This window comes from Paraliobacillus sediminis (assembly GCF_003426055.1).
This window is the reverse complement of record NZ_QJSI01000001.1, coordinates 1,186,210-1,203,282: the sequence shown is the minus strand read 5'-3', so window position 1 is coordinate 1,203,282 and position 17,073 is coordinate 1,186,210. Positions and strand designations below refer to the sequence as shown.

Below are 17,073 nucleotides of genomic sequence, written 5' to 3'. Positions count from 1 at the left end.
ACCATTCACTCCAGATCATTCAATATATCAACCATATAAGAAACAGCTTCAACCACCCTTGTTCCTGGATTTGTACCAAACAAATCTGAAGGTAAAACATTAATATTCCCTTGTTCTACTGCAGAAATATTGTTCCATGCTGCATTTTGTTCCATTTCCTTTATAAATCCTTTTTTTACTTCTTCTGTGTTTCCATGCGTGATTAACAAAACTAAATCAGGATCCGAGTCTACTACATGTTCTGTATTTATTTGCGCATACTGTGGAAATTCTTTAAGAGTGGGATATTCAGAAGCAATATTCATTCCACCTGCCTCTTTAAGAATATCACCACTTAAAGAATTATCGAGTGCTGCCATATATGTACCTGGAGCACCATAAACTAAAAGGACTCTGGGACTATTAACACTTTTTTGAAGACCTTCAAGCTCATTATCTAACTTAGTATTCAGATTAATCGCTTTTTCTTTTTGATCTAATAGGTCTCCATATAAAGTTATTTGATTCTTAATATCTTCAATCGAGTTAGCATGCGTTAAGATAACTTTTGTACCAATTGCTTCAATTGTTGGGACATCTTTTTCATTCAATCCGCTGTTAGCAAGTACGACATCAGCTGCTAGGAGAGCAATCTTTTCATAATTAATTTCATGTGTCGTTCCTACTTCTTCAGCTTCAACAGCATCCTCGATAATTGGTTCATCTGTCTCATTTGGTCTTCCTATAACTACTTCATCTAATGCGTAAATTATGTCGAGATCACCATTTCCAAGTGCGACTATTTTTTTAGGAGTTTCATAGAAAGTTATCGAGCGATCCGTAAAATCTGTAACTGTCACAGAACCCTCTTGATTAACGGCTTCAGTGACATTATTTGTTTGTCCACAAGCACTTAAGTTTATTAAAAAAAGTACTCCGATAGTATATTTCACTACTTTAAAATTCTTCATTCACTCGCCCCTCTTTGCACTAACTTAGCATGAACTACTAACCTTCCATTATTATTATCCAAACTATAATCACAGGTTGATAACGTCACAATTGTATCCTCCTCTGAAATAGATACATTCGATTGATAGAGTGACTTATCTCTTAATCCTTCAATAAATGGCATAAAATCTGTTTCCTCATTGAAATCCGTTTGTATGTAATAAAAATCACTCGTCGTTTGGTAGACAGAAAAAACTTCTAAACTGAATCCTTCGTATAACGTGTCGAGATAAACTGCATTAGCACTTTTAAAAAAATCCTCATTTAAATATTTTTTTAATTGTCCAAACATAGATCCATCTTTCATTCGGTGGCCATAGAGGATAATATTTTTGTTTGTTTCTGACGTGATATCATTTCGATAATCCATGAATATACTACCAGCTCGAGAATCCTCTTCTTTATAGTTTCGATATAAATAATGGTCATTGTTCTCCTCTTGAAGAATTGGGTAATCTATCTGTGTTCCCTCAACGGTTATCCAACCAATGATATCGGTATTAATTTCTCTTAAAGAATCAAACTGCTCGCGAATCTGTCCTGTATTTTCAATTGTTTCTGTACGAGTCACTTCCGAATGATAGATCTCATGCGCTTCAGCTAACACCTGTCTATTATCATAGTAACCATAGAGAATAATCGAGAGTGTATAACCCGAATATAAAAACACGCAAATTGCTATTATCGTTAAGATTCTTTGCAAACTTTTAACTGTTTTTTTTCGATTCATAGATATCTTCCTCATTTAAAGCTTATATTCCGATAGGAACGAGATATAATCCCGCTAACTTATTATTGTATACAGCAACATCTACGCCATATATTTCTTTCATCATTACATCTGTCACGATCTTATCTGGAACACCATTCGCATAAATTTTGCCATCTTTCATCACAATAATTGAATCACTGTAACGAATTGCCTGATTAATATCATGAAGTACCATCACAATTGTTAATCCATATTTCTCATTTAATGAGCGTACTAGCTCAAGTATTTCCATTTGATAATAGATATCTAAAAATGTTGTAGGTTCATCTAAAAATAAAAATTCTGTTTTTTGAGCTAAAGATAATGCAATCCACACACGTTGTCTTTCTCCACCAGATAATTGATCCAATGTTTTATTTCGCTTTTCTTCTAAACGTGTAGAGGCAATTGCCCAATCTATGATTTCTTGATCTTTCTTTAAATTCGGATGAAATAAATTTTTATATGGTACTCTTCCAAAAGCAATTAATTGTTCAACAGTCAAATCTTGCGGTCCGTCATTTTGTTGATAGACCATTGCAATTGTTCTGGCTAACTCCTTTGGTTTATAACTATTAATATCTTGATCATTTACTACTATCTGACCAGATAAAGGTTTATTGTCTTTTGAGAGAACTGACAATAATGTAGATTTCCCACAACCATTTGGACCAATAATAGTCGTAATTTTACCCTTTTCAATAAGTCCCGATATAGATTTTAACTGGTTGCTTTTTTGATTATATGAAAAAGAAATAGATTTAAATTCCATTTATTCGCTCACTCTTTCTCAATAAGTAGATTAAGAACGGTCCACCAATCACTGCCATTAAAGTAGAGGCAGGAATCTCTAATGGTGAAATGATTGTTCTTCCTAGTGTGTCAGCTGTTAAAATCAGTAAAGCACCCGCAATTGCTGAAAAGGGAATTAAAATTCGGTGATCCGTTCCTACAAGTTGACGGGCTATATTTGGAATAAGAAGTCCTACAAATAGTATTACGCCAGCGACTGAAGTAGCTACCGCTGCTAGTAATACAGCAACAGCTGAAATTAATAAGCGTGCAGCCGTAACGTTTAAACCTAGATTTTTCGCCTTTTTATCTTGTAGAGAAAGTAAATTACACCAGGAACTTGCAAAGAGCGCTAGTACTAACCCGATCAGACCATAAACGATAATAATATCAACATCGTCCCACGTTTTCATTAATAAATTTGAAGTATTTGATGCTCCCACCGTAATATTAAAATAACTACAAATCATCATCATAGCTTCTCTAAACCCGGTAAACATTGCACTGATTGCGATACCGGTAAGAATAAGTCGTAATGGATGTAACCCTGATTTCCATGAAAGCCAGTAAACCAAGAAGCAGGCTAGAGCACCACCTATAAAAGCAAATAAAGGACTGCTTATATACAATGTAGGTAAAAACAAGATGCCAAATAATGTGAAGAAACTTGCACCAGCTGAGATTCCTATTACTCCAGCATCAGCAAGTGGATTTCGCATGACTGATTGAAGCAAAACCCCGGAGACAGATAAAGCAGCACCTGCAAACATCGCTACAAAAATCCTTGGAAAGCGTAGATCCTTTATTACCTCTACTTCTTCCACACCCCCATGTAAAAGTCCAGTTATTAATTGATCAAATGAAACAGAAATACTTCCAGAAATCGCTGAATAACCAAACATAATAATTAGCAATAGACTGACAACTAAAAAACTTATTATTTTTTTATTCATCTTAATCTTCCTTTATTTAAAAATGACTTATTCATATAAGATCGCTGCTAGTTCATCTAACGCCTCTATTACTTGGATATTTGCGGTTGTAGCAAATACAGGTTCCTTCAAGTCATATACACGGTCAGTTTTAACAGCATTAAAATGTTTCCAAATATCATTGGTAACAAATTCTTCATTAAACATTTCAACCACTTCATCTGGCATGCCATGAGATAATCGTAAAATAACATCTGGATTCGCCTGTTGGAGGTATTCCATATTAGCTGATATATATTCTTCATTATGTCCTGTGATAGCATTTTCCCCTCCAGCAACATTTACTAAGTCTCCAACATAGGAGTGTTCAGTTGCAACAAGATAACTACCAGGAACACCAAGTAAGATTAATACTTTAGGTGAGATTTCATCCTTTGTTTCTGTTTCAATTTCAATTTCAATTTCAATTTCAGCAATTTTATCTTCAATAGTTCCGATTAACGTATTTGCTTGATCTAAGCGATTATATTTAGTTCCTAATGACATAATCGCATCATTCATACCAGTAACACTTTGTAGATTTAAAAAACTAGTTTCAACTCCTGCTTGTTCAAACTGCGGTTCCAAGTCGTATCTTAGAGTTGTAACAGATAAAACATCTGTTGGCTTTAAAGAACTAACAAGCTCCATATCAGGAGACATTGGATTTCCAACCTCTGTAACCTCTTGATAACGTTCTGGTACCGAATAAGATGTTGTAGGGATGCCAATTAAATCAAGTTCAAGCTTATCCATTATCTGCGTAATTGCGAATGTTGTTGCCACAATTCTTACATTCTCATCCTGTTCAACCTCTTGATTTGTGCTCACTTCTTCCGTATCTTGACCAGATTCTGCATTAGCAGTTGTTGTATTCTCTTGACCTTCACCCGAATTTGATGAACACGCACTAACTAGTAACAGTAGCAATATTGCTAAGATAATCTTTAAGTTCCTCAATTTCCACTCTCCTTTCTTTGGGGAATACTTTTATAGATATGAATAGTAAGCTGCATTAATTTGCAACTTACTATTCTATATACCTATTAAAATCTAAATACGAATTATTTAGCCGTTATCCTAAATTTATTACTGCGGTATCTTACAATTAAATAACTTAGTGAACCTAGTAAAAATAATAGATACATACCGATCTGTACTGCATCCCCAGTTTTCGCATTATTTTCCTCTTCACTATCAGTAGATGCTACGGATCCAGAAGTATTGTCTGTGTCTGCATCGCGATCGAATTCTGGGCCGTTTAAGCTATTTTCTTCATTATTTAAATCTACAACGTCATCTACTGTATTATCTGTGTTACCAGTATTAGATGTTGGGCTTTCCTCATCATTCGAATCAGTTTGGTCCTCTTCCTCATAAATAATGTCTAGTTCTAATTCAGAAAGATCTAAGACAAATCTTACAGGGTAAAGATGTGGTGCTCCAATTGCTTCAATTGTAGCTGTATAGTTTGATTTTATTTCATCGATATCAAGCGTTAACACTCTAGTTTCATCATCTTTGCTCTGTTCAACCAATGTGTGTTCAACTCCATTGATTTCAAATGTTATCGCACCTAATGCCGCTAGATTATAATCATTTTGAGTTATAACGATCGTGTACTTACCATCGACTACTTTTAATATAGCTGTATCAGTAAAGTACTTTTCAAATGCTGAACTTGAATCTGAATCAACAGATAAGACGCTTAAAGGAAGATCATATTCACCATCAGCTAATTCCTGATCTTCTGTAGTCTCTTCTTGTGGTGTTTCAGGCGATTCTTCAGCTATTTCAAAGACCCCAAAAATACTAAAGTGATTTGTTTCAACAGTTATGATTCCATCTTGATACTTACCACCGATTGAATCCCACTCTTGTGTTTCTTCATTGTAGTAACGCACTTCTAAATTTTTATTACCTACAGAATTCGAATCCACATTAAACTCCAATGTCACAGGCTGCTCAAATGTATCTTTGTTACTAATCATGAAGTCAAAGATCTTACTTAATGCCTGGTCCGAACCTGCTATTTCTTCTACTACATCTACATTAAATGTAAACTCTCCATTTGGTAGTTCACTAGCTAAAATAGAAACAGTAGTTTCTTTATTAACGATAATTAATTTTGCGTTTTTAGTTTTTAATTGCTGTACTTGTTCGCTAGAAAGAGATAATTCAATTGTTAATTCTTGATCAACATTAACAATTAATTCACCATCTTGTTTTACTTTGTCTACTGCTTCTGTTTCAATCGTAGCCATTCCATTATTCACGACCGGATTAGCTGTAACACTTTCTTCCAGTTCGGGAGTTTCAGGTGTTTCCACTACTTCTGTGATTGATTCTTGATTATAGACCAGTTGAATATCATGCGACATACCATAAGACATTACTAACTTCACGTTTGTTTCCGTTAAATCTTCTACTTCAAATTTCACGACACGTTTTTGATTTTCTATGTCTTCACTTACAACCTCTGCTTCACTATAATTACCTGCGAATTCTGTTTCAAACGATACAATGACATCACTTCTAGATGCCGTAAAGCTAATGTATTGCTTGCCATTCTCAACAGTTAATGTTGCTGGAGTTGAGAAGTAACTGCCAAAACTAGATTCTTCTCCTTGATAGAAAACATCATAATCTATCGTATAGTCTCCATCTGCAATTTCATCGCCCTCATTCGGGGCTGGTGTTTCTTCTTCCTCTGGAGTCTCCGATTCTTCTGGTGTTTCCACTACTTCTGTCACCGATTCTTGATCATATTTCAGTTGAATATCATGCGACATACCATAAGACATTACTAACTTCACGTTTGTTTCCGTTAAATCTTCTACTTCAAATTTCACGACACGTTTTTGATTTTCTATGTCTTCACTTACAACCTCTGCTTCACTATAATTACCTGCGAATTCTGTTTCGAATGATACAATTACATCACTTCTAGATGCCGTAAAGCTAATGTATTGCTTGCCATTCTCAATGGTTAATTCTGCTGGAGTTGAAAAGTAACTGCCAAAACTTGATTCTTCTCCTTGATAGAAAACATCAAAATCTATCGTATAGTCTCCATCTGTAATTTCGTTACCTTCATCTAGAACGGGGGTTTCTTCTACTGGCGCTTCTGTTTCCTCTGGCGTTTCTACTTCTATCGGTGTTTCTGCTTCTTCTGGCGTTTCTACTTCTACCGGTGTTTCTGCTTCTTCTGACGTTTCTACTTCTACCGGTGTTTCTACTTCTTCTGGCGTTTCTACTTCTACCGGTGTTTCTGCTTCTTCTGGCGTTTCTACTTCTATTTCTGTAATTGATTCTTGATCATATTTCAGTTGAATGTCATGCGTCATGCCATAAGACATTACTAACTTCACGTTTGTTTCCGTTAAATCTTCTACTTCAAATTTCACGACGCGTTTTTGATTTTCTATGTCTTCACTTACAACCTCTGCTTCACTATAATTACCTGCTAATTCTGTTTCGAATGATACAATTACATCACTCCTAGATGTAGTAAAACTAACATATTGCTTACCGTTCTCCACTGTTAATTCTGCTGGAGTTGAGAAATAACTACCAAAACTAGATTCTTCTCCCTGATAATAAACTTCATAATCTATCGTATAATCTCCATCAGTCAATTGTTGTTCAGCTGCAATAACACGCACAGCCGGTTGAACTTGAGGTAAGACCGTAAATATTATCACAAATAAAGCAACTAATATTTTAAAAGTTCTTTTCAATATTGCTCTCCCCTTATCTATTTAACTTAATTTTTCTGGAAAATAAAAATACTACAGATGAAATAAGAAGCAATGATAATAATGTTATTGACATCGGTTCACCCGTTTCAGGATTACTTACTTGTTCATTACTTACATTATTTTTATTTGATTCATTAATAACTTTCTCTTCTTCACCTGTACTAGATGATTGATCATTATTAGAAGAGGTTGAATTTGATCCAGTTGATTCAGTTGTTTCAGTCGAATTCGCCTCATCTGTATTCGATTCAGCTAATTGGATAACTTCTAGAGTACTTTCATCAAAAGAAAATCTAACTGTGTACCAATGGTCATATGACTCATTAGCTATTACATGCATTTCTGCCAGAATCGGATTAGAAATGCTACTAACTGGGAATTTAACCGTTCTTATTTCACCATTTGAACTTACTTCAGTCACATCTTTGGATTCAACTTGTAATTCTTTAATCATGCTAGTAGTTAGATTTATCTGTACAGAAATTTCACCATCGACCACATCTAACTTTGCCGGCTTAGCAAAGTAACCATCCGACATGGAAGCTGAATTACTGTCCGCTTTTATAACAGAGTAATTAATTTGATAGGTGCCATCTTCTAAAGTAGTTGCTGCAAATACATTTGGTAAAAGCAAAAATAAGATAGCGAATAACACAGTTGCCATTGTTATTATTTTTTTCAAATTATACGTCAACTCCTATTTGATATTTTGATAACGATAATCATTATCAATTACTAAGTAAAAAAATAATGAGTTACAATAACTCATTTAATAAAATACTTTGTTTCTTTTTTGAAAAATATTTACTATAACATTGTCCTCCTTTATTAAAGACCTTGGAATTCATGTTGTCTTAATCTTTTATCTCCATAGTCATTATGTATTTAATACCATAATAATCGATAATGATTATCAATGTCAATTAGTTTTTGGAATTATTTGTTTTAAAAGTATGGAAATTGGCTAATAACGATTTAATTACAACTTAAATCGAAGGAGAAAGTGGATATAAAGCCATTTTAAATAAAAGGCGATAAAAAGGTAGGTCCCATAAGTTATAAAAACTAACTTATGGGACCTACCTCTTAAACTTTTGGAAACCATATCGTTACAGTTGTCCCGATGTTTATTTCACTTTCTATCTTAATTTCACCATCATGGGCATCAACTAATGCTTTTACGATTGACAGGCCAATTCCAATTCCACCTGTTTTTCTATCTCGAGATTTGTCACCACGATAAAACCGCTCATATAGATAGGGGATATCTGCTTCATTAATGCCTATCCCTTGGTCCTTAATGACAAATCCAAGATAAGGGAACCTATGTATTTGCACAAGCAAGTGAAGAGGCTAATAGACTTTTAAACTTTGGTCAAATGAAACCTTATATAGCAGAAATGCATCTTGGCATATCAACACAAGAGCAGAAAAAAATGTTCCATAGCTGCCACGGCCAAGATGGGGATATGCAAAACGTTAACAATCAAAGTATGATGAATGGATACGAATAGGAGGGACTAACCATGATGGGTGGCTACTACGGCAGAATGATGAATGGCTATGGTTTTGGAATGATGGGTTTTGGATTACTAGGTTGTTTAATCGGCCTTATAGTTATCGGCTTGGTTGTATACTTTGCGACTAAATTAGCATTAAAACACTATCATAAAGACCAACAAAAATAGCTTGAATTTACAAAGATTACGAAGGAGCAAAAGTGATACAGTTATCACTTTTGCTCCTTCGTTTTAGTATGAAATTATCGAAAGTAAATTTTATCTAATGGAAAAGGTTAGTTGATTATTGCAGTATCCATTAGGTTCTCCATTACTAATATCTAACCTTGAATTTTATTTGAACCAAACTTTTTTACGATTTCTGGATCCCTATGTGAAAAGAAGCTACTTGTATCTGTATCAAGCGTTGCAATTGCACTCATATCATCTGCGCTTAATTCAAAATCCCATATATCGAAGTTTTGAGCGATACGATCTTCGTTAACAGATTTAGCAAGAGCTGAAATTCCACGTTGAGTTAACCAACGAAGAACAACTTGACCGACTGACTTGTTATACTTTTTAGCGATTTCAGCTAACAATTCATTTGTGAAGAGACCATTTTTCCCTTGTGCAAAAGGAGCCCAAGCTTGAACCGTAACATCGTATTCTTGATGAACTTTTAAAGATTCTTCTCGTTGTAAGAAAGGGTTCACTTCAATTTGGTTTACGTGTGGCGTGATTTCATTATGCATCGCTAAATCAACCAAACGGTCTGAATGGAAGTTACTTACACCAATTGCTCGAATTTCCCCTTCTTTATAGAGTTCTTGAAGTGCGCGCCATGAACCATAAACATCTCCATATGGTTGATGAATTAAGTACAAATCAAGATAATCAAGCTGCATCCGTTCAAGCGTTCTTTCGTATGCTGCTTTTGTTGCTTTATAGCCAGTATCATTTACCCAAAACTTTGAAGTAATAAATAATTCTTCACGAGGTACATCGCTTTTTTTGATTGCGTTACCTACAGCTGCTTCGTTCATGTAAACCGCTGCTGTGTCAATCAATCGATAACCAGCTTTGATAGCTGTAAGAACACTCTCTTCGGCCTCTTGAAGATCAGGGATTTGAAAAACGCCATAACCATTAAGTGGCATTTTGACACCATTGTTTAAAGTTGCATATTGCATCTATATTACCTTCTTTCTAATTTATTTAAGTCTAGTTCTAGTATAGACCTTGAAGTGCACTTAAAAGCAAATGATTTGTTTCATTTTTACCATACGCTGAACATATTCTTCTAGCCACTCATAAAGACTAGCAGTAAGCAGTCAATATATATCAATCAAATTGATATATATGAGTAAAAATACCAGACAAAAGTTTACGATTTTCATCATCATTTCAACATAAATTTTCTGAACATACCGCTGGTAGCCAGAAGAATACATCTATTCAAAATATCGCTTCTCCAATCATTGTTTGGCTAGAATCACGTATATGTTCAATTTCTTGCTCCGAGAGAAACTTCGGATTTATTTTTCCAGGTTTGACTCTTCAATTCATTTTGAGATAAAAAAACACAAAAAAACCACCAATTATGTATTGGTGGAGACGGTGGGAATCGAACCCACGTCCAGAGATATTGGCACTCAGGCATCTACGTGCATAGTTGATATATTATAATTCGCTCGCTATTCAGCCTATCAACAGGCTTCCTAGAAGCTAATCTGATTAGTCTCTTCTGACCGTCCTCAGATGGTGGACATCAGCGTATCCCGCTTCATTTGAGACCCTTCGATCTACCACACGGGAGATGGTAGGAAGGATCCTTTAGTGCTACTTACGCAGCTGCTAAAGAGTAATTTTTGTTTTCGCCAGTTATATTGGCTTGTAACGTTTTACGAGCCGTAACCTCGACACGCAACCTGAGCTCAATCTACCCCTGTCGAATCCGTAACGTCCCCATGTAAGAGGAACAAAACGAAATGGCTAGAAGAAGCCTATATCATATTTGTTTGTTTAATTAAGACAATTACTAGTATAACAAATAACTGTGAAATTACAAGCATATCTCCTTGGTAACTTCTAACACCTAATTAAAATTATCTTTTAACGCACGATCCATATCACGTTTTGCCTGTTTCTGTTTAAGGTCTTCTCGTTTATCAAATTTGCGCTTACCTTTACCTAGACCAATTAATACTTTCGCTACACCATTTTTAATATACATTTTTAATGGCACAATCGCATAACCTGCTTGTTGTGATTCCCCAAATAATTTATCTATTTGTTTACGATGCAATAATAGCTTTCTTGTTCGTGTTGGTTCATGATTATGAATATTTCCTTGTTCATAAGTAGCAATATGCAAATTATATAATAACGCTTCCCCACGTTCTATTCTAGCAAAGCTATCTTTCATATTTACACGACCTGCACGAATAGACTTGATTTCAGTTCCTTTTAATACTAATCCTGCTTCAAACGTTTCTTCAATCAGAAATTCATGATTTGCTTTTTTATTTTGGGCAATAACCTTGCCGCTAGTCCCTTTTGGCATGGCGGTTTTCCTCCTCTAACTACGTGACATATATTTTAACAGGTAAATCAAACCATGACAACGCTTATCAATGGACAAGGTTTGTTTTTTTGTGCGATTATGTAAAAAGATAATAGGATGAAGGGAGTCAGAAACTTTGTTAGAACACATGACACACATTCGCAGATTAACACTTAATGATCATACGAACGTTCAGAACTTACAAACAAAACTAGTAGATGATTATGTCATTCGTATTTTTCCCGATCTCATTCAATCCCAAACACATACTGTTTATGGTTTATTTGAAAGTGAGACATTGATAACAATAGCTGGATATTCACTATTTCCTGGTGGCTATGCAATGCTTGGTCGGTTACGTAGCGATATTCGTTATACGGCTAAAGGATATGCCACGAAAATTTTAGCCTTTATTATAGAAGACTTAAAGAAAGATCCTACTATCAAATGGATTGGAGCCAATACAAATATAGAGAATCATGCTGCGAGACGCGTGTTAGCTAAACTAGAGTTAAAGCAAATCACAACGCTTCATTCCTTACCAGTCCGAGATGCTACACTTCTTAATGGTGTGTCAGGCGATAGATGGTCAGAGGTTGGAAGCATAAAAGAGAAACGCGCTTTACTAACCTCTGTTGCATATAGTAAACAACTTGTGTTTCCGTATGAATGTTACAATCCTTTCCCATATTCAGAAGCACTTGTAACCGATAAGCACCTATCAGAATCAACCTTTTTTCTAAATCAAATGAAAGATCGTTTTGTCATTATCCGTAACGATCAAAAACAAGAATGGTTTGCACAGGTGAAGTATTTTTGGGATGATGCTTTTGAGCAACCTGGTTTTTGGGAAACTGTCTATCATTATGTAGAGAAAGAAACCAGGAATTTACGACCATGGTTAGATTTTTCACAAGATGGATTTAACTCCATTCCGAATTTTGAAGCATTTGATACGGAAGACGGTTGGGTCCTTTACGGTAATTGGATAAATGCTTTGAATCGTAACTAACTGAATCTACACATGACAAGAGGCTGTTGACATCTCCAACAGCCTCTTTTTTCTTATTTCTTTTTACCTTTTTTCTTTTTTGATGCTTTTGGTGGTTTTATTTTTCCTTTACCGTTACCGTTACCTTTTCCACCATTCCCATTTGGCTTATCTTTTTTACGACGATCATTGCGATTTGGTTGACTCCCAGTTCCATTAGATATACGTAATTTTCTTGGCTTCATACCTACAACTTCAAAGTCCACAGCACGTTCATCCAAATTAACTGCTGCTACTTTAATGGTGATTTCGTCCCCTATTCGGAAAATGGTTCCTGTTCTTTCCCCAATCATTGCGTACGCTTTTTCATCAAAATGATAGTAGTCATCTGTAAGATAACTAACATGAACAAGACCTTCTACCGTGTTTTCTAATTCAACAAACAATCCAAAGTTTGTAACTGAACTTATTACGCCATCAAATTCTTCGCCAATTTTATCTTGCATGAATTCTGCTTTCTTTAAATCATCTGTCTCACGCTCTGCGTCCACAGATGCGCGTTCCTTCTCCGAGGCATGTTTAGCGATCTCAGGCATTCTATCTTTCCAATGATGTTGCGTTTTAGAATCCAATTGTTTGTTCACTAAATATGTTCGAATTAAACGATGGACAATTAAATCTGGATAGCGTCTAATTGGTGACGTGAAATGCGTGTAAAATTCTGTTGCTAAACCAAAATGACCAACACTCTGTGGATCATATTTTGCTTGTTTCATTGAGCGCAACATTAATTTAGAAATAATCATTTCCTCTTGTTCGCCCTCTACTCTTTTTAATACTTTTTGCAATGCTTGAGGGTGAATTTCATTAGCAGTACCTTTTACTGCATAACCTAGTGTACCTACAAACTCAAAGAATTTTTGTAATTTAGATTCATCTGGATCTTCGTGAATACGATGAATGAACGGGACATCCAGCCAGTGAAAGTGTTCAGCAATGGTTTCATTCGCCGCTAACATGAATTCTTCGATCAATCGCTCTGCAACAGAACGTTCACGAATTGCTACGTCAATTGCCTTACCTTCTGTATCAACGATTACTTTTGCTTCTTTAAAATCAAAGTCAATCGCGCCACGTCCAAAACGTTTTCCACGTAGAGTCTCAGCTAACTTTTCCATATCTTCAAACATTGGAACAAGCTCTTGATATCGTTCACGCACAGCTTCATCTTTTTCAGTTAAAATCTTATTAACATCGGAGTAAGTCATTCTTTCATTTGTCCGTATAACACTCTGGAAAATATCGTGTTTGACTACTTCACCTTGGCTATTAATTTCCATTTCACAACCAAGAGTAAGTCGATCTACTTGTGGATTCAATGAACAAATTCCGTTAGATAAACGGTGAGGAATCATCGGGATAACACGATCCACTAAATAAACGCTTGTTGCTCGTTCGAATGCCTCTTGATCAATTGGTGAATTTTCTTCGACATAGTAAGAAACGTCTGCAATATAAACACCTAACTTAAAGTTTCCGTTATCTAACTTCTTAACAGTTACAGCATCATCTAAATCTTTTGCATCTGCACCATCTATTGTAACAATCATCTCGTCACGTAAATCACGTCTATTTTCTATTTCAGATTCATCTATTTCTTCTGGTATCTGACTTGCATGTTCCAATACCTCATCTGGAAAATCAACCGTAATGCCATGCTTGTAAATGATTGAGATTATGTCCATACCTGGATCATTTTTGTGTCCCAATATCTCAATTACTTCGCCTTCAGCACTCATGCGATCTTCTGGAAATTTCGTGATATTTACAATTACCTTATGTCCGCTAACCGCTCCACCTGCAGCACTTTTTGGAATAAAAATATCATTTGGTATTCGTTTATCATCTGCAATAACAAAACCAAAGTTTCCATTATCATCATATGTGCCGATTACACGTGTTGTAGCACGTTCTACTATTCGAATAACAACACCTTCAGGGCGCTTTCCAAACTCATCTCTACCATCAATTCGCACAAGTACGATATCATTATTCATCGCAGATTGTAGATCAGCATGGTTTATATAAACATCATCTTGTTCTTCTTCTTCTGGGATTAAAAAGGCAAAACCTTTCGCATGCATTTGAATGCGCCCTTTAATTAAATTCATTTTCTCTGGTAAACCATAACGGTTTTTTCGAGTCTTAACCAGACTTCCTTTTTCTTCTAATTGATTCAGCATTTTTACTAACATTTTAAATTGATCAACTTCTTGAAGTTCTAACACCTCTTCAATCTCTTTTACTGTTAAAGGTTTCGATGCTTCATCTTCAAAATAATGCATGATTGTTTCTTGCATTTTTTCTTGGTTCATTCTTTCACCCTCTTTCTATTGAAACGGTCTATTCTTATTATGGTTTAAGACCAATCCAATGATTCTAAAAATTGATAAATATCTTCATGAACTTCTTCTTTTTTCGGTCCTAATGTAATGGCATGTCCTGCATCTTTGTACCATTTAATATCTTTTATTTCGGATTCAACATTGTCATAAATATAGTTTGCACTATCCATATTAATCATTTGATCATCTTTTGCTTGCACAACAAATGTTGGCGTGTAAATCGTATCTATATTATTTTTTACATCTGTTATTAGGTCACCTAATTGATTAAATAATTCTGGCGAATGATCGACAAGTTCTTTTACTTCTTGATTTATTGTTTCCTGATCTTTACCTTCTACTTCTTTATATTGTTTTGAAAAGATTTCAAATCCCTTTGTCAACTGCGTTTCATTATCAAAAAACATCGGAGTACACATAGGAATAATACCTTTTATCGCCTCAGAATATGCTAATTTTAAGCCAAGTACGCCACCTAATGATAATCCTGCTACAGCAATTTTTTGATAGCCCATATCTTTCAGTTCCCGAAAAGCAACTTGAACATCCTCCCACCACTCTATAGCACTTACGCCAATGAGGTCTTCTGGGGCCTTTCCATGTCCACGATATATCGGAGCATGTGTTGTATAGCCTTTCTTTTGTAAAAATCGTCCTAACATACGAACATCTGCAGTGTGGCCAGTGAAGCCATGTAATAGTAATACCGCGCGATCGCCTTCTTCAAACGTAAAAGGTTGAGGTTTTTTTATCTGCATTATTCTTTTCTCCCTTTCAAATTGATTTGTATCTACTATGTATGATGGGTTAATCTTACCAAAAAAAAACATAACTTTCACAAATACTGCTTACACTAGGAATTATAAATTAAATCAAAACCCCCTCACTGTCTAATTAGTAAGGGGGTTAACCATTGTTTTGCTTATAAAATGTAAGCAACTGCAAATGTTAATACAAACAATAAAACAGCTACTACAACAGTAGCACGATGCAATACAGCATCAATACCACGCGCTTTTTGTTTACCGAATAATTGCTCTGCACCACCAGAAATTGCACCTGATAATCCAGCACTCTTCCCTGACTGAAGTAAGACTAAAACGATAAGTGCTATGGCAACAATAATTAATAACGTAATCGCAACTCCTTGCATGGTTGCGTACACCTCCTAAGACACACTAATACATAAACTAAATGTAGCATAAATAGTAGCTACTTCGCAAGTTAATTTTTGCTAGTAAGGATAGATTGTACTGACAATCTATTCCAATCTACGATACAATAGTGTAAAAGAGACAATCAAAGTGAGGTAGATTTCTGATGAAAAAGACAAATTGGATCACTACAGATGATAACTATTCTTTCTATTATCAACAATGGGAGAATCCTTCTATTACACCAAAAGCAATCGTGCAAATTGCACATGGAATGGCTGAGCACATCGATCGCTATGATGCATTCGCAAATTTTTTAACAGATCGTGGCATACTTGTTTATGGAAATGATCACCGTGGACATGGTCAAACAGGAAAAAAACATGGAACAGGCTATTTTGACCAAATAGACGGATTTTACAAAGTAACAAACGACTTACTAACACTAACTAAAAAGATTAAAACGACACACCCTACTCTACCAATTTTTCTATTTGGACATAGTATGGGATCTTTTTTAGTTCGAAATTACTTATTAAAAGAATCAAATAAACTGGCTGGCGTCATTCTTTCCGGAACAGGTTCTGAACCAACATACATTACGAAAATAGGGAAAGCTATAGCAAAATCACAAATCCGTTATCATGGCTGGAATGAACCTTCCGTCTTCTTAAATAAAATAGTTTTTGGTAAGTATGCACGTCAATTTAAACAACGGGAAACTGAATTCGATTGGTTAAGTCGAGATAAACCAATCGTACAGGCTTATATAAATGATCCAGATACAGGCTTTATTCCTAGTGCTTCCTTTTTCTATGATCTATTTAGTGGCATTGAAGCCATTCAAGATCAAGATAAAATAGCTACTATAGCTAAAGACCTTCCATTCCTTTTTATTAGCGGAACCCACGATCCTGTTGGTAAGTTTACTAAGGGTGTAACTAAAACAATCAAACAGTATCAAAGCCAAGGCATTAACAAGGTTGATTATACGTTTTATCAAGATGCTAGACATGAACTACTCCATGAATTAAATCGTCATGAGGTAATGGCGGATATACACAATTGGCTTGTTAAAAATATATAAAATCCACTTAAATGCTTGATTATGATTTATTTTGACTGTTTTTGATTGAAATTAAATGTAGGTTGTTTTATTATAAAGATAAAGCCCTTACAATAATAAGGTGGGA

General features: G+C 35.1%; 16 protein-coding genes and 1 other RNA gene. 3 read left to right on the top strand and 14 right to left on the bottom strand.

The annotated features are described in order from the left end of the window. Positions 1–5 precede the first annotated feature (5 nt). The 8 genes from D2K60_RS05285 to D2K60_RS05250 all read right to left on the bottom strand — a co-directional run bounded on the left by D2K60_RS05285 (position 6) and on the right by D2K60_RS05250 (position 8,603). Entirely contained in the window at positions 6–950 is a 945-nt protein-coding gene (locus D2K60_RS05285) for an ABC transporter substrate-binding protein (RefSeq protein WP_117168927.1), read from the bottom strand. After that, the gene (srtB, locus tag D2K60_RS05280; protein ID WP_117168926.1) at positions 947–1,720 is read right to left on the bottom strand and encodes a class B sortase; all 774 of its coding nucleotides are present in this window, start codon (positions 1,718–1,720) and stop codon (positions 947–949) included. Before srtB ends, D2K60_RS05285 begins: the two co-directional genes overlap by 4 nt. A 22-nt stretch (positions 1,721–1,742) precedes the next feature. Next, positions 1,743–2,513 (bottom strand): ABC transporter ATP-binding protein, encoded by a 771-nt coding sequence (locus tag D2K60_RS05275; protein ID WP_117168925.1) that lies wholly within the window; start codon positions 2,511–2,513, stop codon positions 1,743–1,745. Then, entirely contained in the window at positions 2,503–3,486 is a 984-nt protein-coding gene (locus D2K60_RS05270) for a FecCD family ABC transporter permease (protein WP_117168924.1), read from the bottom strand. Before D2K60_RS05270 ends, D2K60_RS05275 begins: the two co-directional genes overlap by 11 nt. Before the next feature lie 27 nt (positions 3,487–3,513). After that, positions 3,514–4,464, bottom strand: coding sequence for a heme ABC transporter substrate-binding protein IsdE (isdE, locus tag D2K60_RS05265; RefSeq protein ID WP_240335244.1), 951 nt, complete (start codon positions 4,462–4,464; stop codon positions 3,514–3,516). Positions 4,465–4,568: 104 nt separating this feature from the next. Further along, entirely contained in the window at positions 4,569–7,244 is a 2,676-nt protein-coding gene (locus D2K60_RS05260) for an NEAT domain-containing protein (protein WP_117168923.1), read from the bottom strand. 13 nt (positions 7,245–7,257) lie between these two features. Continuing rightward, positions 7,258–7,947 carry an NEAT domain-containing protein gene (locus D2K60_RS05255; RefSeq protein WP_117168922.1) on the bottom strand — a complete coding sequence of 230 codons (690 nt, stop codon included), beginning with the start codon at positions 7,945–7,947 and terminating at the stop codon, positions 7,258–7,260. A 404-nt stretch (positions 7,948–8,351) separates the two neighbouring features. Next, positions 8,352–8,603: a sensor histidine kinase gene (locus D2K60_RS05250; protein WP_338048355.1), complete on the bottom strand. Its 252-nt coding sequence runs from the start codon at positions 8,601–8,603 to the stop codon at positions 8,352–8,354. A 188-nt stretch (positions 8,604–8,791) separates the two neighbouring features. Between D2K60_RS05250 and D2K60_RS20605 the strand changes: the two genes are divergently transcribed. Beyond that, positions 8,792–8,953, top strand: a complete 162-nt coding sequence (locus D2K60_RS20605; protein WP_162880647.1) for a hypothetical protein — start codon at positions 8,792–8,794, stop codon at positions 8,951–8,953. A gap of 152 nt (positions 8,954–9,105) precedes the next feature. Here the strand turns inward: D2K60_RS20605 and D2K60_RS05240 are convergent, their stop codons facing one another. The 3 genes from D2K60_RS05240 to smpB form a co-directional block, all read right to left on the bottom strand. After that, on the bottom strand, positions 9,106–9,957 hold the full coding sequence (locus tag D2K60_RS05240; protein WP_117168919.1) for an aldo/keto reductase: 852 nt from the start codon (positions 9,955–9,957) through the stop codon (positions 9,106–9,108). A 416-nt stretch (positions 9,958–10,373) separates the two neighbouring features. Continuing rightward, positions 10,374–10,734: a transfer-messenger RNA gene (gene ssrA / locus D2K60_RS05235) on the bottom strand. Positions 10,735–10,862: 128 nt separating this feature from the next. After that, positions 10,863–11,330: an SsrA-binding protein SmpB gene (smpB, locus tag D2K60_RS05230; RefSeq protein WP_117168918.1), complete on the bottom strand. Its 468-nt coding sequence runs from the start codon at positions 11,328–11,330 to the stop codon at positions 10,863–10,865. Between the two features lie 136 nt (positions 11,331–11,466). Here smpB and D2K60_RS05225 point away from each other — a divergent pair, with 136 nt between their 5' ends. Further along, positions 11,467–12,342 carry a GNAT family protein gene (locus D2K60_RS05225; RefSeq protein WP_117168917.1) on the top strand — a complete coding sequence of 292 codons (876 nt, stop codon included), beginning with the start codon at positions 11,467–11,469 and terminating at the stop codon, positions 12,340–12,342. Positions 12,343–12,395: 53 nt separating this feature from the next. Here the strand turns inward: D2K60_RS05225 and rnr are convergent, their stop codons facing one another. The 3 genes from rnr to secG all read right to left on the bottom strand — a co-directional run bounded on the left by rnr (position 12,396) and on the right by secG (position 15,879). Further along, positions 12,396–14,696, bottom strand: a complete 2,301-nt coding sequence (gene rnr, locus D2K60_RS05220; protein WP_117168916.1) for a ribonuclease R — start codon at positions 14,694–14,696, stop codon at positions 12,396–12,398. Between the two features lie 44 nt (positions 14,697–14,740). After that, on the bottom strand, positions 14,741–15,484 hold the full coding sequence (locus tag D2K60_RS05215) for an alpha/beta hydrolase (RefSeq protein WP_117168915.1): 744 nt from the start codon (positions 15,482–15,484) through the stop codon (positions 14,741–14,743). A 164-nt stretch (positions 15,485–15,648) separates the two neighbouring features. Beyond that, complete coding sequence (gene secG, locus D2K60_RS05210) at positions 15,649–15,879, bottom strand: preprotein translocase subunit SecG (protein ID WP_117168914.1); 231 nt, start codon at positions 15,877–15,879, stop codon at positions 15,649–15,651. A gap of 167 nt (positions 15,880–16,046) precedes the next feature. Here secG and D2K60_RS05205 point away from each other — a divergent pair, with 167 nt between their 5' ends. Continuing rightward, entirely contained in the window at positions 16,047–16,967 is a 921-nt protein-coding gene (locus D2K60_RS05205; RefSeq protein WP_117168913.1) for an alpha/beta hydrolase, read from the top strand. The last annotated feature ends 106 nt before the right edge of the window (positions 16,968–17,073 follow it).